General features: G+C 64.0%; 16 protein-coding genes and 4 tRNA genes. 1 reads left to right on the top strand and 19 read right to left on the bottom strand.

Features of this window, described 5'->3' with window-relative positions; genetic code table 11:
* Positions 1 to 236: 236 nt before the first annotated feature.
* Positions 237 to 905 carry a hypothetical protein gene (locus tag ACYQ2W_RS03475; RefSeq protein ID WP_459863247.1) on the top strand — a complete coding sequence of 223 codons (669 nt, stop codon included), beginning with the start codon at positions 237 to 239 and terminating at the stop codon, positions 903 to 905.
* A gap of 125 nt (positions 906 to 1,030) precedes the next feature.
* On the opposite strand, the gene ACYQ2W_RS03470 is transcribed toward ACYQ2W_RS03475, so the two are convergent.
* The 19 genes from ACYQ2W_RS03470 to ACYQ2W_RS03380 all read right to left on the bottom strand — a co-directional run bounded on the left by ACYQ2W_RS03470 (position 1,031) and on the right by ACYQ2W_RS03380 (position 22,754).
* A complete protein-coding gene (locus tag ACYQ2W_RS03470) occupies positions 1,031 to 1,474 on the bottom strand; it encodes a hypothetical protein (RefSeq protein ID WP_459863245.1) in 444 nt (147 codons plus the stop codon).
* Positions 1,475 to 1,479: 5 nt separating this feature from the next.
* On the bottom strand, positions 1,480 to 2,964 hold the full coding sequence (locus ACYQ2W_RS03465) for a dynamin family protein (RefSeq protein ID WP_459863243.1): 1,485 nt from the start codon (positions 2,962 to 2,964) through the stop codon (positions 1,480 to 1,482).
* 18 nt (positions 2,965 to 2,982) lie between these two features.
* On the bottom strand, positions 2,983 to 3,510 hold the full coding sequence (locus ACYQ2W_RS03460) for a hypothetical protein (protein ID WP_459863242.1): 528 nt from the start codon (positions 3,508 to 3,510) through the stop codon (positions 2,983 to 2,985).
* A 65-nt stretch (positions 3,511 to 3,575) separates the two neighbouring features.
* Positions 3,576 to 4,154 carry a DUF302 domain-containing protein gene (locus tag ACYQ2W_RS03455; protein WP_459863241.1) on the bottom strand — a complete coding sequence of 193 codons (579 nt, stop codon included), beginning with the start codon at positions 4,152 to 4,154 and terminating at the stop codon, positions 3,576 to 3,578.
* Between the two features lie 15 nt (positions 4,155 to 4,169).
* Positions 4,170 to 4,829 carry a nucleotide-binding protein gene (locus tag ACYQ2W_RS03450; RefSeq protein ID WP_459863240.1) on the bottom strand — a complete coding sequence of 220 codons (660 nt, stop codon included), beginning with the start codon at positions 4,827 to 4,829 and terminating at the stop codon, positions 4,170 to 4,172.
* Positions 4,830 to 4,870: 41 nt separating this feature from the next.
* On the bottom strand, positions 4,871 to 5,791 hold the full coding sequence (locus ACYQ2W_RS03445; protein ID WP_459863239.1) for a hypothetical protein: 921 nt from the start codon (positions 5,789 to 5,791) through the stop codon (positions 4,871 to 4,873).
* Positions 5,792 to 7,206: 1,415 nt separating this feature from the next.
* The gene (locus ACYQ2W_RS03440) at positions 7,207 to 11,139 is read right to left on the bottom strand and encodes an efflux RND transporter permease subunit (RefSeq protein WP_459863238.1); all 3,933 of its coding nucleotides are present in this window, start codon (positions 11,137 to 11,139) and stop codon (positions 7,207 to 7,209) included.
* 68 nt (positions 11,140 to 11,207) lie between these two features.
* Positions 11,208 to 12,359 carry an efflux RND transporter periplasmic adaptor subunit gene (locus ACYQ2W_RS03435; RefSeq protein ID WP_459863237.1) on the bottom strand — a complete coding sequence of 384 codons (1,152 nt, stop codon included), beginning with the start codon at positions 12,357 to 12,359 and terminating at the stop codon, positions 11,208 to 11,210.
* 84 nt (positions 12,360 to 12,443) lie between these two features.
* Complete coding sequence (locus ACYQ2W_RS03430) at positions 12,444 to 12,839, bottom strand: SCP-2 sterol transfer family protein (RefSeq protein ID WP_459863235.1); 396 nt, start codon at positions 12,837 to 12,839, stop codon at positions 12,444 to 12,446.
* Positions 12,840 to 13,069: 230 nt separating this feature from the next.
* Positions 13,070 to 14,992 (bottom strand): SurA N-terminal domain-containing protein, encoded by a 1,923-nt coding sequence (locus ACYQ2W_RS03425; protein WP_459863233.1) that lies wholly within the window; start codon positions 14,990 to 14,992, stop codon positions 13,070 to 13,072.
* A gap of 203 nt (positions 14,993 to 15,195) precedes the next feature.
* Positions 15,196 to 15,272: transfer RNA gene (locus ACYQ2W_RS03420), tRNA-Asp, on the bottom strand.
* A 106-nt stretch (positions 15,273 to 15,378) separates the two neighbouring features.
* Positions 15,379 to 15,455 (bottom strand) — tRNA-Asp (locus ACYQ2W_RS03415).
* Positions 15,456 to 15,466: 11 nt separating this feature from the next.
* Positions 15,467 to 15,542: transfer RNA gene (locus tag ACYQ2W_RS03410), tRNA-Val, on the bottom strand.
* An 11-nt stretch (positions 15,543 to 15,553) separates the two neighbouring features.
* Complete coding sequence (locus ACYQ2W_RS03405; protein ID WP_488193036.1) at positions 15,554 to 15,826, bottom strand: HU family DNA-binding protein; 273 nt, start codon at positions 15,824 to 15,826, stop codon at positions 15,554 to 15,556.
* A 357-nt stretch (positions 15,827 to 16,183) separates the two neighbouring features.
* Entirely contained in the window at positions 16,184 to 18,616 is a 2,433-nt protein-coding gene (gene lon / locus ACYQ2W_RS03400) for an endopeptidase La (RefSeq protein WP_459863229.1), read from the bottom strand.
* Positions 18,617 to 18,878: 262 nt separating this feature from the next.
* Positions 18,879 to 20,162 carry an ATP-dependent Clp protease ATP-binding subunit ClpX gene (clpX, locus tag ACYQ2W_RS03395; RefSeq protein ID WP_459863227.1) on the bottom strand — a complete coding sequence of 428 codons (1,284 nt, stop codon included), beginning with the start codon at positions 20,160 to 20,162 and terminating at the stop codon, positions 18,879 to 18,881.
* Between the two features lie 168 nt (positions 20,163 to 20,330).
* Complete coding sequence (clpP, locus tag ACYQ2W_RS03390; protein ID WP_459863225.1) at positions 20,331 to 20,990, bottom strand: ATP-dependent Clp endopeptidase proteolytic subunit ClpP; 660 nt, start codon at positions 20,988 to 20,990, stop codon at positions 20,331 to 20,333.
* 320 nt (positions 20,991 to 21,310) lie between these two features.
* Positions 21,311 to 22,597: a trigger factor gene (tig, locus tag ACYQ2W_RS03385; protein WP_459863223.1), complete on the bottom strand. Its 1,287-nt coding sequence runs from the start codon at positions 22,595 to 22,597 to the stop codon at positions 21,311 to 21,313.
* Positions 22,598 to 22,669: 72 nt separating this feature from the next.
* Positions 22,670 to 22,754, bottom strand: a tRNA-Leu gene (locus tag ACYQ2W_RS03380).
* Positions 22,755 to 22,771: the final 17 nt, after the last annotated feature.

Here is a 22,771-nt window from a genome sequence, read left to right as displayed (position 1 = left end):
TGAACCTTCCTCCGAATACGCACGCTGCCGCAGCGGGACGAGCCCGCGGTGGAGAGGGGGAGAGACTGGTGAAGTCTAGCCCATATGATGGGGATCTTGGGACACCGTTCAGCAGTATCAACCATATGACCCGCATGGAAATTGACGCCCGGCCGCAGGCGACCACCAGCACCACCACTTTTGGCTGATTTTTTGCTTCCTCCGCAAGGAATGCCTCACCCCCCCGGAGAACCGCCATGCCCCGCCGCCTGCTGCCGATCCTGCTGCTCCTGATCACCCCGCTGCTCCACGCAGAGGAGGGCGTGGTCACCCTCCAACACCGCCCGGCGGAAGAGCTGGCGCCGCTGCTCACCCCGCTTCTGGAGGAAAACGAGCGAGCCGTCGCCAACGGCGACCAGTTGATCCTCTCCGCCACCACCGAGCGACTCCACCGACTGGCCTCCATCGCACGCACCCTCGACCGCCCTCTGCGCCGCCTCCACCTCACACTGCTTCGCGGCAACCCACCGGCGGCCGGCACCCGCCGCTATCACGTCGGCGACGACAACGAGCAGCGGATCGCCGTCACCGAAGGGGAGCAGGTGGAGCTGTTCGAGGGCCAGCGACGGTTGGAGGCAAGGAGCGGCTTCGACGGAATCTACGGGCGAGGGATCCAACTGGAAGAGCGGGAACGCGGGCGGCGGCTGAGTACCCGCGTCTGGCTGGTCGGTGAGCAGGCGGTCGTGGAGCTGAAATCCCGAGAAGAGGAGAACGCCATCGGTCATCAGGTCCGCCAACTGACCACACGCCTGTCGGTGGCGCCCGGAGAGTGGCTTCAGCTGAGGGGCCCCCGCCGCCCCCCACACACCCTATCCACCACAAGGTCCGACACCCTCTGGCTGCGGGTGGAGGTCGATCAGCCCTGACGGGTAAGGAGGGGGACGAACCCCCGTGTTGCATAAGTCTTCTGACAAGCCTCAGTTCCGAAAATTCATGCAACACGGGGGGGACGCTGGCGTATCGAAACGGCAGTGCGACGGGAAGAGGGTCGCTATTTGCCGCGATTCTCGTCGAGCAGGGTGCCCCCCTGCTTGCTCTTGTCGACCAGGACATCGCCAAACGGCGTGCGCACCTTGCGGTAACCGGGAGGAACATCGCGATCGTCGATCACCCGGGGGCGGAAATTGGCTCCCGCCTCCTCCTTGCCCGCGTCCTTTGGCGCCTCCTGCGCGGAACCGGAGGTACCTCGCAGGGTCAGGGTCCGCAACTCGCCCTTGGGCGTGCGCAGATCCACCGAGCGGGGAGCGATCCGTTCCACCGTCCACCCCCCCATCGACTCGCCCTCGCGAAAGCGGCTCCTCTTGCCATCCACCGTGAGGTACGCACTCTTCGACGCCCCCAGAATGTTGACCCCTTCGAGACGGATCTCCGCACCGGCGACGACGACGGGCAGCGCCGACAGGAGAAACCAGGAAACGCCCCATGATCGCCGCACGCCGCTCACTCCCCCGCCCGAGCGTCGACGGTGGACGGTTCGGCGGCCTCCGCGGCGGCACGCCCACCGGACGGATTGGTGAACTGGTCGTTCAACTCCTGGACGTACCGGTCGGCGGCGTGGAGAATCTGCTTGATGCGCTTCTTCGCCCAACCGCCCCAACCGGCCGGTTCCCGCTGGAAGAGCGAGCGCCAACCGCAGGTGGAGCGACGGAAAGCACGAATCATACTGTCCCGCTCGAACCCTTCCGGCATGCTCTCGGCAAGCTGGCGCGCCTGACGCCGACGGTAGAACTCCCGCAGCGAGAAATGGGCGTAGCCCCCCCCTGCCAGCAGTAGCAGCGCGACCAGTCCGCCCCACAACGGACTCCCGCCGATGGTGACCAACCACACCGGTGGCGCAGACCACCAGCCACCGTTGATCGATGCGGCCAACAGCCCAACCAGCACCACGCCGAGGAGGACGCCGTCGGTCCACAGCACCCGGCGGCGCCAGTCGGCCAGCAACTCGCGCAGGCGGGGAACGATCTGCTCCTCGATATCGTGAACCTGCTTCTCCAGGGCGCCGACGATACGGTAGGCGCGCTCCACCTCCACCTGGTGCATCCGCCGGCGGATCTCGGCCAGATCGGTATCGCGCTTGCTCTCGAAGCGGCGGCGCAGCGCCTCGTCGTCGATCGGTACCGCGGCATCCGGGCTGTAGATGGCGTAGAACCGGCCCGCGGTGAGTCCCTGCTGGGCCAATGCCCGCTGCCAAGCCCCGAACACCTCCTCCGGATTGTCCTCACGAGCGGTGGTATCCACCTGATTGAGGATATAGAGGAACTTGGAGGAGTCGGGGCGGTTGACCGTCTTGCCCACCAGATGATCCAGGGTATCGTGCATCGCACCCGGCTCGGGATGGCGGGCGTCGAAGAAGACCAGCACGAGGTCCGCCAGGTCGATGATATGGTCGGTGATACGCAGGGTGGAGGTGCGCTGGGCGTCGGCGTCGAAACCGGGGGAATCGATGAAGATCTTGCCTCGCACCCGCTCGCTGGGGCAGGTCTTCAACTGGAGGTAGGCATCGACCCGTCGCCCCTCCCCCGCGGCCACCCGCTCGATCTTGTCGCTGATCTGGTAGAAAGGGAAGCGGGGATCGGCATCCAGGGCGAAACCGGGCAGCACGTTGACGTTCTCGTCCTGAGAGAAGCAGATGACGGTGAACTTGTCGTCCACCGCCTGATTGCCGGTCTGCTGGAGCTTGGCGCCGAGATTGTAATTGATGAAGGTCGACTTGCCGGCGGAGAAGGTGCCGAGCACCGCCACCAACGGCCACCACGAGATGCGCGAGGCGAACGACTCCTCGGCATCGAGCAGCCCCATACGGCGGCCGACGCGATCCAGCTCGCGATAGCTCTGGACCACCGAAAGGAGGACTGGATTTTCCAGCTTGAGGTGAGCCTCCAGGCTCTGGAGCCGGGCCTCGATGACACTGCCGCCGTCAAACATGGGATAACTCCGTTCGGATTACCAGGGCATCAGGTTGTTCATGCCACGCATGGCCGGGGAGACGTTGCGGTTCATGATCGCCAGATCCTGGCCCATCCGGTCAGTCGAGCCCGCCATGGCAGCGGAGTAGCGGGTCATCTGCTCCATCTGCCCCAACATCGGCCCCAGGTTGTCGACGTCGCCGGACATCTCCTGCAGGGTGACGTTCATCTTGCTCACCGAATCACTCATCTGCGAAACCGCGGTGGACATCTGCTGGATGCTGATGGTCATCTCGGCCATGTGGTGTTCCATCGCCGGGTCGATCGACTTGGCCAGTTGGGCGACATCGCTGGTCAGACTGTAGACCAGGTAAAAACCGTAGACGGCGAGAATAATGAAAGCCACCAGTGAAGGGTAGACCACCAGCTCCCAGCGCTTCGCACTGGCCTCGAAGCTGGCGGCGAAACGGTCCATCGCCGCGTCATTGGCATTGGCGATCGTCCCCTCGGAGCCACCGCGAATCCCCACCACGGTCTCGCCACCGCCGACTCTCTCCACGCTCATATTCCGGTTCTCTGTGAATCTCGATCAGGCAGCGGATCATACCCCCACACCGCCGGAGGCACCAGCTACAGGTCGCCGTTGGCCCCGGCCTGCATGATGTCGTAGAGCCCCTCGCGGATCGCCACCGCACTCTCCTTCAGCTGGGGCTTCAGCTCACGACCGCCGTGGATCAACAGATCCATGTTCATGGTTTCCAGCCACCGGTTGCCGTCGGCATCCTCGAAGAGCGCGATGCGGCACGGCATGAAGGCGATGTAGTCAGGGTTGTAGTCGAGCATCTTGGCCGCGGTGGCGGCGTCGCAGAACTCGAAGATACCGGCGTAGCGGTGGGGTTGGCCGGTGGTCGCCTCGATCTGCTGATGGAGCGGCTTCTCGCCCACCAGCTTGATGTTGCGCAGGTTGGCGCGGAGCTTCATGGACTCCACCGCGTCCTCCAGGGTGACCCCCTCGGCCACCGGCACCCGCACCACTGCCGCGGTGGCCATGTCGCTTTCGATGAAGCGTTTGGCGAAACTGCTCAACACCTCGGCGGCCCTGGGGTCGAAGTCCCGTAGCTTCTCGGTGCCGGAGAGATAGACGACGACACCCAGCACCAGGACGAGAAAACCGAACAGGGCAAACAGATTGCGGATCAGACCGAACATCGGAGCCTCCTGAACTTACGAGTGGTTCGCGGTGAGACCGGGGTAGAGGGCGGCGGCGAACGCCTCGAACTCGGCGCTGGCCTTTCCCGAAGGCTCCAGCTCGAACACCGCCAGTCCCTCGCTGAACGAGCGCCGGAAGGAGGTACGCTGACTGAGCCGCCGACCGAGAAGCTCGACCCCCGGGAGCGCGCCCAGGGCCTCTTCCGCCTCCTGAGTCTCGCGCACCGCATGATGGGTGTCGGCACGATTGATGAAGCCGACCACCTGAGGCATCCCCTGCCCCCCCTTACGATCGCTCACCGCCTCGGCGACGATATTGAGAAAACGCTGGGTGGACCAGACGTCCGCCTGACTCGGCGCCACCGGCACCACCACCCGATCGGCCAACGCGATCGCCTGGCGCATCGCCCACATGTTGGAGGCTCCCACGTCGACCAGCGCCTGCCCCTGATGATGACGCAGCACCTTCAACGGATCGCTCTCCATGCGGTAGACGCTGACCGAGGGCTCGTGGCCGTCTTCGGTACGCACCTCGACCACATCGCTGAGGGTCGCCTGGGGATCCAGGTCGAAGGTCACCACCTCCTGGCCCTGCTCCAGCAGCCAGACGGCCAGATTGAAGGTAACGGTGCTCTTGCCGGAGCCCCCTTTGAGATTGCCTACTACTGTGATCATATGCGCACTTTGCCGCCCACCGCCGGGGCTGCTCATCGGAGTTAATGTTGATACCCGCCCTGACCGCGGGGCGGCTGCCCCGGCGAGCCCGCACGACCGTAGCGATCTCCGCCCCCGCCAGGGGGCATCCGTCCCGCACCACTGCCCTGCGGCGCCGCGATCGCCTGGTAGTCGGCAGGCACTTCGAACAACTGCGCCGGCTGCGGCCCCACCTGGATGTTGACCAACTCGCGGGAAGCGCCACCGGGAAACTCCTCCCGCAGTCGCAGGCTGAGCTCCGGATCGAACCAGAAGTGGGTGGTCTGCGCCTGATCACCCTCGCGGGCGGTGCTCTCCCACTTCTCCACCCGCCGGCCGTCGATCGTGTCCATCCCCACCAGACGCGACTCGAAGGAGGCGCCATTGGGCATCTGGTGCTTGACCGGGAAACGGCGCTCCTTGTCGATCCATTGTACCGAGGAGACGCGCCCCTGCTGCGGGTGCTCGCCGCTGATCTCCCACTTCTCGGCAGGACGCCCGTTGAGCTCCTCCTCCCCCTGCTTGGTACAGCGGAAGCCGGGCAGCGCCGCACACGGATCCTGCTGGGCGGCACTGCCCGGCATCACCATCTGCGGCGGCAGAGGCAATTCCATGTACTGCTTGCGTTCGGGCATCAGTCGATACCCCTTGCCCGCCGCCACATCGGCGATCATCACCCCCTTGCGACCGGCCAGTTGCTCGAAGCGTAGCTGATCGGCGCCGACATACATCCGCTGGACCACCGTCCGCGATCCGTCGGGCGCGATCTGCACTTGCTCCGCGGAAAACTCCTTGCCGTTGCCCAGCGGCGAAGCCGCCGTGCCCAATGCGGAGAGAAGCGCAACCGCGCCGCCGAAAAGAGATAGGGAGAACCTGCCCATGATCACACTCCTCGTCTGGCCCACCACTTCGGAGAAGGCGCGGCGCTTCGCGACTCTCTTCATGATGGCTACCTCATCACAAATGGTGGTTGCAGTCCCGCCGGGACCGTTTTTATGGGTTCGGGGGAGTCGCGCCCCCTCTCCCCCTAGGGGACTTCGCCCCTTGACCATACGACGTCAAAACGCCCTCACGCCCCCCTGGAAAATCATCCGGCCGCCCGTTCGCCCACTTCACCAACTCCACGGCATATAGGGCCAGCTCCCCCAGTTGCCGTTCGGCCAACTGCCACTCGGCCAGTTACCGCCGGGCATCCCCCCTCCCCAGACCGACCACGGGTTCCAGTTTCCACCCGGATAGTAGCGATCGGCCGATCCATATCCGGGAAAACCGTTGTCACCGTAACGGCGGTAGGGCAAACCGTATGGCAGCTCCTGCGGGGGCGGCTCCTCCCGCCTGGACTCCGCCTCGCCGCCCCAAGGCCGCGGCGCCACTTCCCGCCAACGGCGCCGCTCGGCCTGCCGCGCCGGATCGGGACGATCGAACGCCCATGGATTCTCCTTTCGCCGCTGATCGCGATAGTCCTCCGCCGGCTCGCGGGAGTATCCGTCCGCAGTCCCCGCCCAGGGATTGCCGCGCGATTCCGGCGAAGACGAAGAAGGGGGGTAGTAACTCCCCTCTCCGCCGTACCGGCCAGCGCCCCCCCAAGAGTCGGAATAGCCGCCGGAGGAGTAGCGTTCTCCTCTATAGTTCGTGCCGCCCGATGCCGCTCCCCCCGCCCAATTCTCTCCGTAGGAACGGGTGGACGGCGCACCGTAGCCGGTTCCCGGGGCGGAATAACGCTTGGCGGAGGGCGGCCGGGGGTAAGTCTCCCCACCGGCAGCGGGTGAATAGGGCTGTGCGGCATTGCCGTCGAGCGGATAGCTGCTACGCCCCCAATCGTCCGCGGTACTGGACGGGTAGCCGCCACCGTAGCTTGCCCCGGCACCGCCGTAAACATCGTTGGAAGTGCCGGCTCCCCAATCGGTGGTGGGGGTGTACTGCGGATAGGAGGAGGCGTTCCCGTCGGCCGTGCGGACAACCGGGAAACCACCGCCGTCGGATGAAGATGAGGAGTAGGAGCGGTAGTCGGTGCCACCACCGGGTGCCGGCGACGTGGGTTGCGAATAGCCGTGAGTCCCACTCGGGTAGCCTTCCGTCACCGGGTATGCCCCATACCCCCGGTCGAAGTCGGTGGCATTCCAGGAGGAAGTGGACGGATATTCCCGATTCGCCCTCGCGTCGTCCGTGGAATAGAATCCGCCGGCGGTGTAGCGGGGGCCGGTGCCCTCGTTCGCCCACCGCCCCTGGTCATCATACCAACCACCACTTCCCTGGGCCGCGACCAACGCGGGGAGCAAGGTGCCGACGACGAATGCCGCCCCAATGACCTTCTCGAGCTTCATCGCCCCTCCTCGCGTGGAGTAGCCACGTCGAGCACTCAGTCTTCACCGTCCTCATTGGCACCACCATCATCAAGGGCCTTCAGGCGAATTCCGCGCCGCGCTCCCTTCTTCTTGATCGGCGCCTTTTTCTTCGCCGGGGCCCGCTTGACGGTCGCCTCGCCGACCGCTCCCTCCTTCTTGGCTGGAGCCCTCCTTTTCGGCGCGACCGCCTTTTTCACCGGCGGCTTCACGACCTCGCTATCGGTACGGTCGGCGGATTCCACAGCCGCGGGCGCCGTCGACATCTCCTTTCGACCCGAATCCTCGCGAGGGGTTTCGGCGGGCGCCCCCCCTTCCCCGGACTGCGCAGGTGACGACGGAGAGGCGGCCGGTATAGTCGCGGGGTTCGCGGGCGTCTCGTCCGCCACCGCTCCGGGCCCCTCGCCAGCCCGCTCCGCCACCAGCTCTTCGGCCTTCGGCGGGGCGGCGGCTGCGAGCACCTCCTCCACCTTCGGCTCCACCGGCACCGGAGCGGGCGAAGCGGCCGAGGGGGGTGCCGACACCTCCTCCTCACGCCGGGCGCCCCCCTTTCCCAGGAGCGATCCCAACAAACTGCCGATCAGCAGGAAGATGCCGCGGACGAGATAGAACAGCGTCTGCACGACGGTGAACAGGGCCGACCAGATCCGAAAAAGCAGGCCCGGACGGTAGGGAGGCTCGACGTCACAGTTGGACGACGGCACATCGGCCGGGCAGATCGCCGAGCGGGCGCTCATGCAACCCAGCGGAATCACCACCAGCGTCAACAGGGTGGAGACCATGACACCGAATAGCAGCGAGATGGCCATTCCCTGGAAGATCGGATCGAAGAGGATCACCGAAGAGCCGAGCACCAGCGCGAAGGCGGTGATCAGGATCGGCCGGGTACGGGTCTTACAGGAGAGGATCACCGCATCCTGCACCGTCGCCCCCCCCTGCACCGACTGGATGGAGAAGTCCACCAGCAGGATGGAGTTGCGAACGATGATGCCCGCCAGGGCGATGAAACCGATCATCGAGGTGGCGGTGAACTCCGCGCCGAGAAACCAGTGGCCGGGGATGATGCCGATCAAGGTCAGCGGAATCGGCGCCATGATGATCGCCGGAATGACGAAATTGCCGAACTCCCACACCACCAGCACATAGATCAGCACCAACGCGGCACCAAACGCCAGCCCCATGTCGCGGAAGGTCTCGTAGGTGACGGTCCACTCGCCGGTCCATTCGAAGGCCGACTTGCCGTCGCCGTCGGGGGGCCCAAGGTAACCGCCGTCGAGTTTCACCCCATCCGGTGCGGTGTAGTCCGCAAGCATCTTCTCCACTTCGAACATGCCGTAGATCGGGGCACCGAGCCGCCCCTGGGTATCGGCCACCACGTACTCCACCGGACGCAGATCCTTGTGGTAGATGATCGGGTCTTCGACCGCTCGCACGAACCGGCCGACTTCGGCCAACGGCACCGTACTGCCCGACTGGGCGGGCACCGGCAGGTCGGAGAGGCGGGCGATCTGGCCGCGCACCGCCAGCGGGATCTGCATCACGATGTAGAGCGGATCGAGCAGGCTCCCCTGCTTGACGTCGCCCAGCCGGAAGCCGCCCATGGCCATGGAGAGGGTGCGGTTGATGGTGTCCACCGAGACGCCGCGGCGAACCGCCTTCTCGGTATCCACTTCGAAACGCCACACCTCATGAGGCTGCTGCATGTAGTTGTCGACGTCGGTGAGGATCGTCGCCTTCTCGAACATCGCGGTCAGATCGGCGGCCACCTGACGTCGGGTGTTGGCATCGGGACCGTAGACCTCCGCCACCACCGACTCGAGCACCGGCGGCCCCGGCGGCATCTCGACCACGGCGACCCGCGCCCCGACGTCGCGGGCAACCTTGGTGATCAGCTCACGCGCCGCCACCGCGATCTCGTGACTCTTGCGGTCGCGTTCGCTCTTGTCCTTGAGCTGCACGTGGATATCCGCGTGCCACGGCTTATTACGCAGGTAGTAGTGGCGCACCATGCCGTTGAAGTCGAAGGGCATGGCGGTGCCGACGTAGCTCTGCAGATAGGTCACTTCGGGCAGCTGACGCAACTTCTCGACCAGGCGCGCGGTGAGGTTGGCGGTGACCGGCAGGGCGGTGCCCTCAGGCATGTCGATGACGACGTTGAACTCCGGCTTGTTGTCGAAGGGGAGCATCTTCACCGTGACCGCCGTGGTGTAAAACATCGCACAGCAGGCGAAGAAGATGGCAACCACCCCGACCAGGAAGCCCCAGCCGAGCAGGCGGTTGGAGATCAGCGGGACGAGGATCTTGCGGAACAGCTTCTCCAGCTTTTCGTTGGTGGCGTGCTCACGCTGCTCGGCCTTGTGCAGCGCCTCGATGGAGGGCTTGATGCGCATCGCCAGCCACGGGGTGAAGATGAACGCCGCGATCAAAGAGAAGATCATCGCCACCGAACCGAGGGCCGGGATGGGTGCCATGTAGGGACCCATCATGCCGGAGACGAAGCCCATCGGCAGCAGCGCGGCAACCACGGTGAAGGTGGCGAGGATGGTCGGATTGCCCACCTCGCGCACCGCGTCGACCGCAGTGTCGGTATCGGTCTCGCCATGCTGCAGCCAGCGGCGGTAGATGTTCTCCACCACCACGATGGCGTCGTCCACCAGGATACCGATGGAGAAGATCAGCGCGAACAGCGATACCCGGTCGATGGTGAAACCGAGAATCCACGCGGAGAAGACCGTGATCAGGATGACCACCGGAATCACCGCCAGCACCACGATGGCGGGACGGATCCCCAGTGCCATCCAGACCAGCAAGGCCACCGCCGCAGTGGCGACGAAGAGCTTGAAGATCAGCTCGTTGACCTTCTCGTTGGCGGTCTCGCCGTAGTTGCGGGTGAGCGCCACCTGCACGTTGTCGGGGATCAGCCGCCCCTTCAACTGCTCGACCTTGTCGAGGATCGCGTTGGCGACGGTGACACCGTTGGTCCCCACCTTCTTGGAAACCGCGATGGTTACCGCGGGAACCCCGTGCTCCACCGGCATCTCTCCCTCGTAGGCGGGACCGGTGTAGTAGGAGACCATCTGGCCGGTCTCCTCGGGCGCCTGGAAGACCCGGGCGACGTCACGCACATAGATCGGCGAGCCGGCGTGGGTCCCCACCACCAGGCGCTTGACGTCGTCGGCGGAGCGCAGGAAGGAACCGGAGTAGACGGTGAAGTGGGTATCCCCCATCTCCATGGAGCCCGCCGCGGTCTCCGCGTTGGCGGTCTGGATGGCGCCGGCAACCCGGTCGAGGCCGATATTGAAACCGGAGAGCCGTTCCGGCATCACCTCCACCCGAATCTGCTCGGAGCGCCCGCCGACGATGAAGCCCTGACCGGTATTCGGCACCTGCTTGAGGCTCTGCAACACATCGAGCGCGAGGGTGCGCAGCGCCCCGTCATCGACGTCGGGAGACCACAACGTCAGGGTCACCACCGGGACGTCATCGATCCCCTTCGGCTTGACCAACGGCGCGGGAACCCCCGGCGGGATGCGGTCCTTGTTGGACTCCAGCTTGTCGTAGACCTTCACCAGCGAGGGGCCGAGCTGCTCACCGACCTTGAAACGGACGGTAACCATGCCTTGTCCGCGCTGAGCGGCGGAGTAGACGTGCTTGACCCCGGGAATCTCCGACATGATCCGCTCCAGCGGATCGATGGCGAGGCTGGCCACCTGATCGGCGGAGCCGCCGGGGAACTGGACGAAGATATCCACCATCGGCACCGAGATCTGGGGGTCCTCCTGACGGGGAGTGAAGACCAGACCGAGCAGGCCGAGGGCCAACATGGCGAAGAAAAGAATGGGTGAGAGGGGGGAGTGGATGAACTCCTTGGCCATATTGCCGGCCAGCCCCAACGAGTGGTGCCCGTTACCGGAGTGGTTCCCTGATTGCGGCGCGTCGTAGTCTGCCATCTGCCAATCTTTTCGTTGTGGTTATTGAAGGTCGAGCGAGAGGAAGGCGCGGTGGCGGTACTTCCCGATCAGGGTTGGGGAATCCAACCTGACGCCATCCCCGGTTGCGGGTTGGCGATGATCCGCTCGTTGGGCTTGAGGCCGGAGAGGATGCTGACGTAGTCGCGGTCGACCTCGTCCCCCTTGCGCACCAGCCGCAACTCGGTGCGGTTCTCGTTGTTGATCACGAACACCGCGTGGAGGCTACCCCGCCGCACCAGCGCAGACTTCGGTACCACCGCCAGATTGCGGGCCGGGGCGGTGGGATCCTGGATGCGCACCTCGGCATACATGCCGGGGGCGGCAGGGGCGCCCTGGGGGATGTCGAATTTGACGGTGACCGTGTGGCGTTGGACATCGGCCATCGGGAAGATCTGGTTGACGCGAACGTGGACCACCACGTCGGAGACGTCCAGCTTCGCCGGCACCACCATCCCCCGATTCAGCGCCGCCACGTGCCGCGCAGGAACCTCCACCTTGATCTGCAAGGCGTCGACGTCGGCGAAACCGAGCAGCGGCATCCCCGGCTGGACGGTATCCCCCTCTTCCACCAGCTTCTTCACGATGACGCCGTCGAACGGCGCCACCGAGCGGGTGTCACGGAGCTTGGCGTCGATCGCCTGGATGCTCGACTGGGCACGCATCATCGAGTTGCGCGCCTGTTCCATCTGGGTACCGATGCCGTAGAGGTCGGCGTGACGCTCCAGACCCGGTTTGCCCTTGCCCACCATCGACCCCATGTTGCGGGTGAAGAACTGGTCGAACAGCGAGGGCATGCCCATGCCGGGCATCGTGCTGGGGGACTCGCTCTGCGGGGCGATCAGCTCGCGCGAGTACTGGACCCCGGCGTTACGCGCACTGGCATCGGCGTTGGCGTACTCCGCCACCGCCGCGCGACGCTGGGCAAGCAGCTCGTCATCACCGAGGGCGACCAGCAGGTCCCCTTCCTTGAAGCGGTCCCCCTCCGTCCCGGCTATGTACTCGACCCGTCCAGGGAGCTGGGCGGAGAGGGTGACCTCCTTGCGGGGGACGACGGTACCGCCCAAGGTGATCGATGAACCGACGCGGCTCCCCTGAACGGTAATGATTTGACTGCCACTGAGCGGCGCCTGGGCGGCGACGGCAAGGGCGGAGCAACCCACGACCCCGGCGAAGAGCAGGGATGCGATACGAACGGACATCAAAACTAACCCCTAAGAGCAGATTGTCGGGCCCTGCACCGGCGGACGGCGCGGGGCCCTCTCTGAGTGGGAATCGACAGCCGCTCAGACGCGGCCCATGGCGGAAAAACTCTTGATGAAGGGGCCGGCCATGCGCGGATCCTTGATCATCGCGGCGTAGTCACCGATCTTGAACTTCAGCTTGCCGGTGGCGTACGCGGTGCCCAGCCCCATCATGCCGATTCCCTTCTTCATCCACTTGTTCCAATTGTCCTCCTTGGCACGCAGATCCCAGTTCACGGCCTGGCCGTCGAAGGCGCCGCCGGAGGTTGCCTTGCCGTTTTCGATCACCAACACGCCGCGGGGGGCATCCTCACCGTCGATACCGTAGGCGATCACGGAACTGAAGCCGATTTTCTCCAGCGCGCCAGAGAGTTCGGGATCACCGTTCCACTCCTCCATGTATTTGGACATCCAGTCAGCGGAAAACAGATCAGCCATGCTCATTCCCCTTCTATGTGCTTTTTAATTGGTATTTTCGGCACGGCGCGGCGAGCCTCGCCGTGCCCTACAATCGGTCCGTTGGAGAGAACGAAAGTATTACGAAACGGAAGCCGTTGCAACCGGTGAAACGGCCGCCGAAGGGATTCCTCGCCCGTCGTTTCCGACCATTCCCGTCAGTCATTCGACGAATCCCCGCCAAACGCCGATGGACCGGCCATTGGAGAAGGTCAGCGGGAGTCACCCTGCCGCGACTTCGCAATCTCGATATCGGCACGGGCGCGCAATCCGGACATCAGATCGGAGAACTCCGCCGCACCCACGCCCCGTGCCAGCGCGCCGAGCTCGGACTTGCGCTCCGCATCGGTCAGCTTGGCCGGATCACCGTCCACCACGCCGGTCAGCTCCACCACCGCGTAGCCGCCATCCCCGAGCGGGACGCCCTCGAACACCGCGCCTTCCTCGCCGGGGCGGCGGAGACGGAAGAGCGCCTCGACCAGTTGCGCGGGTTCCACTTCCGAGCCGGAACGGGGCACCCCCGTCTCCTCCTTCAACTCCAGCCCATTCGCCTCGGCCAAGGCGCGCAGCGCCTCACCGCCACGAGCCGCCGCGAGAATCTCCTCGCCCTTCTTGCGAGCCAACTCACGCCCCGCGCGCGCGCGCAGCTGGCTGACGATCTGCTCGCGCACCGCCTCCAGCGGCTTGGCGGCCACCGGCTTGCGATCGAGTCGACGCACCACCACCATCCGGTCGGTGCCGAGCTCCACCGGCGTGCTGTTGTTGCCCCCTTCCAGGACATCGGGTTCGAACGCCGCCGCCCGCACCTTGGGGTCGACCGCAACCCCTGTGCCGACGTCACGTGAGAACCAGTCGCTGGTCTGGACCGGCAACCCCAACTCCTTGGCAGGCACCTCCAGCGACGTCGGATTCTCGAACGCCACGGAGGTAAGTAGTTCCTCCTGCTCCACGAACAACCCCTCGGCCTGACGTCGGCGAACCTCCCTCTCCACCGAATCCCGGACCGTCTCAAACGTCTCGGTCCCCCCCGGCTTCACCTCCTCCAGACGAATCACATGAAAACCGTAGGGAGAGCGCACCGGATCGCTCACCTCGCCGACCTTCATGGAGAAGACGGCATCCTCGAAGGGCCCCACCATCATCCCCTTGCTGAAGAAGCCGAGGTCCCCCCCTTTGGCCGCCGAACCGGGGTCCTGAGAGAACTCCTTCGCCAACACGGAGAAATCCTCTCCGGCACGAATCCGCTCAACCAGGCTCATCGCCTCCGCCCGCACCTGATCGATGCGCTGCTGATCCGCCCCCTTCTCCACAGTTAGCAGGATGTGGCTGGCCTTACGCTCCTCCTTGCGCTGGTAGCGCGCCTTCTGCTCCTCATAGAGCGACCTGACTGCGGCCTCGTCGACCTTGACCGCATCCATCAAATGATTGAGGGTCAACTCGAGGTACTCCACCTTGACCTGCTCGGGTTCCATGAACGCGGAGCGGTTGGCTTCGTACTCCTTGGCGACCTCCTCGTCGCTCACCGCGACCGCATCGTCCCGCGCATCGGGAGCGATAAGCAGATAGCGGAAATTTCGTTGTTGATCGCGCAGCGCGAGGTAGGCGTTGGCCTCCTGAGGAGTCACCAGGGCAGTGGCCACCACCCCCTGGCGCAACTGAGTGGTCAGCATATCGCCCCGCAGCTGTTCCTCGAAGCGCTTCGGCGAGAAATCGTTGCGCATCAGCACCCGCTCGTATCGCTGCTGATCGAAGTGCCCATCCTGCTTGAATGCATCGATGGAATCGATCTCCCTCGCCACCTGCTCGTCACCCACCCGGAAGCCGACGGAGTAGGCGCTTTGACGACGCAACTCCCGATCGATCAGCCCCTGCAGCACCTGCTTGCGCAGCGCCTCGTCGGAGATGAACTGGGAGGCCGCCGGACCCAGGGCCTGCTGCAGCCGGGAGCGTTCGGTCTGCATCTCCTGCTGCAAGGTGCGCAGCGGAATCTCCGACCCGTTGACCGTAGCGGCCAACACCGGGCCGCCCGCTCCGGTGTACTCCTGGATACCCCACAGGGCGAAGGGGATGGAGATGAGGATGATGACGACCCAGGCGATCCAGCCGGTCGCGCGATCTCTGATCGATTGCAGCATTGCGGTTCTCTATCGTTCCAGCGTTGAGTGGTCGACCCGTCGCCCCCGCCGCGACCCCGGGTGGTGGCGGAGCACCGAATCACGGCCAGCGGACTATTGCGAAAAAAGGGGCCAGGCTCTGAATTTTGGCGGGACAGTATACGAAAAAAGGGCGCCTGAAACAGGCGCCCTTTGATGCAAGGGTTCGCAAACCCTAAAAAAGCTGGCGGAGCGGACGGGACTCGAACCCGCGACCCCCGGCGTGACAGGCCGGTATTCTAACCAACTGAACTACCGCTCCAAACTCGTTATTCGACCGACCAACGCTTCCCGCAATCGACCGGCCTTCAATATTTCTTCTCGAAAGAGAGAGGACGCCCTGAGGAACGTCCTCTTCCTGGAATCAGTGGCGGAGCGGACGGGACTCGAACCCGCGACCCCCGGCGTGACAGGCCGGTATTCTAACCAACTGAACTACCGCTCCGGAATATCTACTGGTGGGTGCTGAGGGGATCGAACCCCCGACATTCGCCTTGTAAGGGCGACGCTCTCCCAGCTGAGCTAAGCACCCCGGAAAGCCGCCTAGTTTACCGCGTCTTTCAGCGCTTTGCCAGCCTTAAAGCTGGGCGCCTTGCTGGCCGCAATCTCGATGGTCTTACCGGTCTGCGGATTGCGGCCGGTACGAGCCGCCCGCTCGCGCACCAGGAAGGTGCCGAAACCAACCAGGGAGACTTGATCACCGGCTGCCAGCGCCCCCGTAATGGCATCGACGACGGCGTCGACGGCGCGAGCGGCGGACGCCTTGGAGAGGTCAGCGGACTCGGCAACAGCATCAATCAATTCGGACTTGTTCATGGGTTTTAGATCCTGTGTTCTGCTTCTATTTCGGTTGTTCCGATGACCCGTCAAACGGCCGGGTCGCAATCGCGATCCCGCTGGTTTAGTCATCCAGCCCCCACGGCCGGGGCGACTATACCAGGGCCATTTAAGGGCAGTCAACGGAGAATTAATATGCTTGCAACGTGCTCCAGAACGCCTGTTTGACGGGCCGTTCGGAACACCCGGGCGGCGGATTTCTACCACACCGGCCGCGCTCGGTCCATCCTCTTCCTACGGGAAGCGGGAGACAATACCTTCTATCTCCCGAAGGCCACCGCCGGACGAAATCCAGCAGGCGTCCACCCCTGCGCGCGTCTCTGGAGACCCCGCCAATCAATGAGCCCTCACGGCGTTCTCCGTCTCCTGAACCCCTCCCCCCTCAGCGACCACCTCCTCTGCGGGCTCCGGCAGGGGCTCGGGCTGACGGGTCAGCGCCACTTCCAGCACGTCATCGATCCAGCGCACCGGCTTCACCTCCAGCTCGCCCAACACGTTCTTCGGGATGTCGATGAGGTCCTTGCGATTCTCTTCGGGGATCAGCACCGTGGTAATGCCGCCGCGATGGGCCGCCAGCAGCTTCTCCTTCAATCCGCCGATCGGCAGCACCTCGCCACGCAGGGTGATCTCCCCGGTCATCGCCACGTCGGCGCGCACCGATATCCCGGTGAGGGCGGAAACCAGCGCGGTACACATGGCAATACCGGCACTGGGACCATCCTTCGGGGTCGCCCCTTCCGGGACGTGGATGTGGATATCGCGCTTTTGATGGAACTCCCGATCGATGCCGAGTTTGGCGGAGCGGGAGCGCACCACGGTAAGCGCTGCCTGAATCGACTCCTGCATCACGTCACCCAGCTTTCCGGTATGGGTGAGCCGACCCTTGCCGTCGACGACCACCGACTCGATGGTGAGCAACTCCCCCCCCACCTCGGTCCAGGCGAGGCCGGTGACCTGCCCGACCTGATCGTGCTCCTCCGCCCGCCCATAGCGGAACCGCTTCACCCCAAGGTACTTCTCCAGGTTGCGCGAGCTGACGGTAATCTTCTTGGTCTCCGGCTTGAGCAGAATCGCCTTCACCACCTTGCGGCACACCTTGGCGATCTCCCGCTCCAGGTTGCGCACCCCCGCCTCGCGAGTGTAGTGGCGGATGATGTCGCGGATCGCCGACTCGGCGATGGCGATCTCCTTCGCCTTCAGGCCATTGGCCTCCACCTGCTTCGGAATCAGATAGCGTTGGGCAATATTGACCTTTTCATCCTCGGTATACCCCGCGATACGGATCACTTCCATGCGGTCCAACAGCGGTCCCGGGATATTCAGGGTGTTGGCGGTGGCGACGAACATCACGTCCGACAGATCGCAGTCCACCTCAAGATAGTGATCGGCAAAGGTATGGTTCTGCTCCGGGTCGAGCACCTCCAGCAACGCCGAGGAGGGATCACCGCGAAAGTCGGTGGACATCTTGTCGATCTCGTCGAGCAGGAAGAGCGGGTTGCGCACCCCTACCTTGGAAAGGTTCTGCACGATCTTGCCCGGAAGCGAACCGATGTAGGTGCGGCGATGCCCACGGATCTCCGCCTCATCACGTACCCCACCCAACGCCATGCGGGTAAACTTGCGGTTGGTCGACTTGGCGATGGAACGGCCCAGCGAGGTCTTTCCGACCCCCGGGGGGCCCACCAGACAGAGGATCGACCCTTTCAGTTTGCGCACCCGCTGCTGCACCGCCAAATACTCCAGGATCCGCTCCTTCACCTTCTCCAGACCGTAGTGATCCGCCTCCAACACCGCCTCGGCCTCGGCCAGGTCGTGGCGAATCTTGCTTCGCCTCTTCCACGGGACGTTGACCAGCCAGTCGATGTAGTTGCGCACCACAGTGGCCTCGGCCGACATCGGCGACATCATCTTCAGCTTGTTGAGCTCCTGGATCGCCTTCTCCTTGGCCTCCTTGGGCATGCCCGCCTTCTCGATCTTCTTGGCCAGCTCCTCGGTCTCGTTGGGGACCTCCTCCAGATCGCCCAACTCCTTCTGGATCGCCTTCATCTGTTCATTGAGGTAGTACTCGCGCTGGGATTTCTCCATCTGCTGCTTGACCCGGCCACGAATCCGCTTCTCGATCTGCAGGATGTCGATCTCACCTTCGATCAGCCCCATCAACGCCTCCAGGCGGCCACGCACCTCGCCCACCTCCAGGATGCGCTGCTTCTCCTCCAACTTCAGCGACATGTGGGCGGCGATGGTATCGGCGAGGCGCCCGGGGTCATCGATCCCCGCCAGCGAGGTGAGGATCTCCGGCGGGACCTTCTTGTTGAGCTTCACATACTGGTCGAACAGCGCCATCACCGAGCGGACCAGCACCTCGGACTCCCGCTCATCTGCCTCGCTGCCGCCAACGACCGCTTCCACCTCCGCAGCGAAGTAGTCGCCATGGTCCTCGAGGTCGATTACCTGAGCGCGCCGCACCCCCTCCACCAGCACCTTGATGGTGCCGTCCGGAAGTTTCAGCAGTTGCAGAATGGTGGCGACGGTGCCGATCTCGTAAACGTCGTCACGCCCCGGATCGTCCACTTCGGCACTCTTCTGGGCAACCAGCAGGATCCGCTTGTCGGAGGCCATTGCCGCATCGAGGGCCTTGATCGACTTCTCCCGGCCGACAAAGAGCGGGATCACCATGTGGGGATAGACCACCACATCGCGTAGCGGCAACACCGGAACGCTGGCGGAGGAATCCTCTACGGGGAGGTTGCGGCTTTCAGTATCGGACATCGCTGGGGTCCTCGAAAAAGGGGGGTGAAATCCATTTTTTCTCCCGCATCGCTGCGTACCGGGGATATCCCGATCCCGGAGATTGGCGTGAAGTATACCTGAGGCCGAAAGGCACCGGATTCAATGACCGCGCGCAGAGCGAGCGAAAAAGACGCAGGCTCGCGGGAGGCAAGCAGCGCCCCCTACCCACACCAATCGGGAGCCGATGACACGCCCCCTCCCGGCTGGGGAAGGGGCATCCATCATCGGAAAAAGGAGGGTATCAGTCCGGTGCAACCCGCTGCTGCGGCTCGCCTGGACCTTCGTAGAGAATGTAGGGCTTGTTATCGCCGCGGATCACCGCCTCGTCGACCACCACCTTGCTGACGTCATCCATGGAAGGGAGGTCGTACATGGTGTCGAGCAGCACGTGCTCGAGAATGGTGCGCAGACCACGGGCGCCGGTCTTGCGCTCCATCGCCTTGCGCGCGACCGCCGAGAGGGCATCCTCGCGGAACTCGATGTCCACGCCCTCCATGGAGAAGAGCTTGAAGTACTGCTTGGTGATCGCGTTCCTGGGCTCGGTAAGGATGCGCACCAGCGCCGCCTCGTCCAGCTCCTGCAGCGTCGCCACCACCGGCAGGCGCCCGACGAATTCGGGGATCAGGCCGTAGCGGATCAGGTCCTCCGGCTCCACGTCGGCGATCACCTCGCCGAAGGAGCGTTTCTCCTCCTTGCTCTTCACCTGCGCCGAGAAACCGATGCCCCCCTTCTCACTGCGCTGGCCGATGATCTTGTCCAGGCCGGCGAAGGCGCCACCGACGATGAACAGGATATTGGAGGTGTCGACCTGGAGAAACTCCTGCTGAGGATGTTTGCGCCCACCCTGGGGCGGCACCGAGGCGACCGTCCCCTCGATCAGCTTGAGCAGCGCCTGCTGAACCCCTTCACCGGATACATCGCGGGTGATCGACGGGTTCTCCGACTTGCGCGAGATCTTGTCGATCTCGTCGATGTAGACGATGCCGGTCTGCGCCTTCTCGACGTCGTAGTCACACTTCTGCAACAGCTTCTGGATGATGTTCTCGACGTCCTCGCCGACATATCCCGCCTCGGTCAGCGTCGTGGCGTCGGCAATGGTGAACGGGACGTTGAGCAGCCGTGCCAGGGTCTCGGCCAGCAGGGTCTTGCCGGAGCCGGTGGGACCGATAAGCAGGATGTTGCTCTTGGAGAGCTCCACCTCATCGCCGCTCTGATGGGCATCGAGGCGCTTGTAGTGGTTGTAAACCGCCACTGACAGCACCTTTTTGGCGCGTTCCTGACCAATCACGTACTCGTCGAGAACCTGCTTGATCTCCTGAGGCTTGGGCAGCTTGCTCTCGCCCTCCACCGCCTTGTCCTGCAACTCCTCTCGAATGATGTCGTTGCACAGGTCGACGCACTCGTCGCAGATGAAAACCGAAGGTCCGGCAATCAGCTTGCGGACTTCGTGCTGGCTCTTGCCGCAAAAGGAACAGTAGAGGAGCTTGCCGTCGTCGTCGCCACGGCCGGATCTGTTATCGCTCATCGAACACCTCGCTGGGCGCCCCGAATCAGGCGCCGCGGAAAACCGGGAATGCTTCAATTCAACTACAGCACCGGGGCGCTGACAAGCCCCGACCACCGAGTTATTGCACAATTCATTCCCGTTTACATACCGTTCGTCCAACGGTTATATGACTTCACTCGGATTTCATCAACCGGAAACATCCTGCGGGATCTCCCGGGAGGAGATCACCTCGTCGATCAGGCCGTACGTTTTCGACTCCTCCGCACCGAGGAAGAAATCGCGCTCGGTATCGAGCTGGATCTTGTCCAGCGACTGTCCGGTGTGGCGGGCAAGGATGCCATTGAGCTTCTCGCGCAGCAGCAGGATCTCCTTGGCGTGGATCTCGATCTCGGTGGCCTGACCGCGGAAACCGCCCAGCGGCTGGTGGATCATGGTGCGCGAGTTGGGCAGGCTGTAGCGCTTGCCGGCGGCGCCACCAGCCAGCAGCACCGCACCCATGCTCGCCGCCTGGCCGATGCACAGGGTACTGACGTCGGGCTTGACGAACTGCATGGTGTCGTAGATCGACAACCCCGCGGTCACCGAACCGCCGGGAGAATTGATGTAGAGATGGATGTCCTTGTCCGGATTCTCCGACTCCAGGAAAAGCATCTGCGCGACGATCAGGTTCGCCATGTAGTCCTCGACCTGACCAACGCAGAAGATCACCCGCTCCTTGAGGAGCCGGGAGTAGATATCGTAGGCACGCTCGCCACGAGGCGTCTGCTCGACCACCATCGGTACGAGGTTGGCCTGGACGTCGAGGGCGCCGCCAAGGCCACCGTTACGGAAAGGGAAATCGGACATAGGTCCCTCCTCATCAGGGAAACCGGGAAATGGGGGATGACGGGATTATGCTATGGACGGGCCATAAACGAAATCGCCCGCCGCACCCCGAAGCTCCAGGCAGCTATGGGGGCGGGGCGGGCGCCTTTCAACTCTAGGAGCCTGTCGGGCTTAGGGGGATCGAGCGGCGGGAGTGGGAGAGCGGCCCCAATTTTCCGAAAATTCGAGGAAAATAGTGAGCTATTTAACGAGGATTTTCGGAAAAGGGCAGGGCCGCTCTCCCGCTTTCGCAGCCGATTCATCCTAAGTCCGACAGGCTCCTAGGAGCAGAGCAGCAAACGCTACTTGCCGGCGTTCATCACCTCATCAAAGGTGGCGGTGACGTCGTTCACCCGGGCCTCGGAGAGGATCTGCTCGACCACCTGATCCTCCAGCACCGAGGACTGGATACGCGACAGGTACTCGGGGTTCTTGTAGTACCAGGCAATCACCTCGGCGGGTTCCTCATAGGTGGAGGCCAGCTCCTCGACCTTGGCGCGAACCCGGTCGGTGTCGGCCTTCATCTCACCGGATCGGACGATCTCCCCCACCATCAGGCCGAGGGCGACCCGGCGACGAGCCTGCTCCTCGAACAGTTCGCGCGGCAGCGAGAAGTTGCCCCCCTGGTTATAGCGCTGTGCATCCTGGCTCAGCACGTCGATCTCCCGCTCGACCAGCGCCTTCGGCAGATCGAAGGGGTTCTTCTCCAGCAGGGCATCCATCACCGCGCTCTTCACCTTGGACTGGATGGCACCGCGCAGCTCGCGCTCCATGTTGCCGCGAACCTCCTTGCGCAACCCCTCCAACCCGCCCTCAGCCACCTTCATCTCGGCGGCGAGTTCATCGTTCAGCTCCGGCAGCTCCTTCTCTTCCACCGAGTGGAGCTTGACCGCGAACCGGGCGGCCTTGCCGGCCAGCGATTCCACGTGATACGCCTCCGGGAAGGAGACCTCCAGCGTCTTTTCGTCGCCGGCGGAGAGCCCCACGAGCTGCTCCTCGAAACCGGGAATCATCTGCTTGGAGCCGAGCACGATGGGCGCCTTCTCGGCCTTGCCACCCTGGAACAGCTCACCGTCGATGGAACCTTCGAAATCGATGGTCACCCGGTCCCCCTCGGCAGCGGCCCGCTCCACCGTCTTCCAGGTCGCGCGCTGCTCGCGCAACTTCTCCAGCATCGCGTCCACGTCGGCCTCGGCCACCTCGGCGACCGGGCGCTCCACGCTGATCTCGCTCATCGCCACCAGGGTCACCTCGGGATAGACCTCGAAGGTGGCGGTATACTTCAGCTCGTCATCGTTCAGATCGGCCGCGGTGATCGAAGGCGGACCGGCCAGGTGCAGGCTCTGCTCGTTGACCGCCTCACCGAAGGTGGAGTGGATCACCTCATCGACCACCTCGCCGCGAACCCGACCGCCGTATTGACGCTTGATGACCTTCAACGGCGCCTTGCCGGGACGGAAACCATCGACACGCAGGGTACGGGCCATCGACTTCAGCCGCTCATCCACCTGAGCATCGATCTGCCCGGCCGGGACCTGAACGGTCATCTTGCGTTCCAAACCTTCGGTCGTCTCGACAGAAACCTGCATCTCTCACCTCTGTACGTAAGGCCCGTTGGGCCGGCTCGTTTGAATCCAAATGCCTGACATAAAGCTGAATCATGGTGCGAAAGGCGAGACTCGAACTCGCACGGGTTGCCCCACTGGAACCTAAATCCAGCGCGTCTACCAGTTCCGCCACTTTCGCCGACGGGTTATCAAGCG

The organism is Endothiovibrio diazotrophicus (genome assembly GCF_054657215.1).
The sequence above is the reverse complement of the archived record's forward strand: the minus strand, read 5'-3'. Positions and strand labels throughout refer to the sequence as shown.

Bases quoted from the DNA above. Each gene is read 5' to 3' on its own strand.
- ACYQ2W_RS03430 (WP_459863235.1), bottom strand. From the start codon at position 12,839: ATGGCTGATCTGTTTTCCGCTGACTGGATGTCCAAATACATGGAGGAG.
- tig (WP_459863223.1), bottom strand. From the start codon at position 22,597: ATGCAGGTTTCTGTCGAGACGACCGAAGGTTTGGAACGCAAGATGACC.
- clpX (WP_459863227.1), bottom strand. From the start codon at position 20,162: ATGAGCGATAACAGATCCGGCCGTGGCGACGACGACGGCAAGCTCCTC.
- ACYQ2W_RS03450 (WP_459863240.1), bottom strand. From the start codon at position 4,829: ATGATCACAGTAGTAGGCAATCTCAAAGGGGGCTCCGGCAAGAGCACC.
- ACYQ2W_RS03440 (WP_459863238.1), bottom strand. From the start codon at position 11,139: ATGGCAGACTACGACGCGCCGCAATCAGGGAACCACTCCGGTAACGGG.
- ACYQ2W_RS03405 (WP_488193036.1), bottom strand. From the start codon at position 15,826: ATGAACAAGTCCGAATTGATTGATGCTGTTGCCGAGTCCGCTGACCTC.
- clpP (WP_459863225.1), bottom strand. From the start codon at position 20,990: ATGTCCGATTTCCCTTTCCGTAACGGTGGCCTTGGCGGCGCCCTCGAC.
- ACYQ2W_RS03460 (WP_459863242.1), bottom strand. From the start codon at position 3,510: ATGAGCGTGGAGAGAGTCGGCGGTGGCGAGACCGTGGTGGGGATTCGC.
- ACYQ2W_RS03445 (WP_459863239.1), bottom strand. From the start codon at position 5,791: ATGAAGAGAGTCGCGAAGCGCCGCGCCTTCTCCGAAGTGGTGGGCCAG.
- ACYQ2W_RS03425 (WP_459863233.1), bottom strand. From the start codon at position 14,992: ATGCTGCAATCGATCAGAGATCGCGCGACCGGCTGGATCGCCTGGGTC.
- ACYQ2W_RS03475 (WP_459863247.1), top strand. From the start codon at position 237: ATGCCCCGCCGCCTGCTGCCGATCCTGCTGCTCCTGATCACCCCGCTG.
- lon (WP_459863229.1), bottom strand. From the start codon at position 18,616: ATGTCCGATACTGAAAGCCGCAACCTCCCCGTAGAGGATTCCTCCGCC.
- ACYQ2W_RS03455 (WP_459863241.1), bottom strand. From the start codon at position 4,154: ATGTTCGGTCTGATCCGCAATCTGTTTGCCCTGTTCGGTTTTCTCGTC.
- ACYQ2W_RS03465 (WP_459863243.1), bottom strand. From the start codon at position 2,964: ATGTTTGACGGCGGCAGTGTCATCGAGGCCCGGCTCCAGAGCCTGGAG.
- ACYQ2W_RS03435 (WP_459863237.1), bottom strand. From the start codon at position 12,359: ATGTCCGTTCGTATCGCATCCCTGCTCTTCGCCGGGGTCGTGGGTTGC.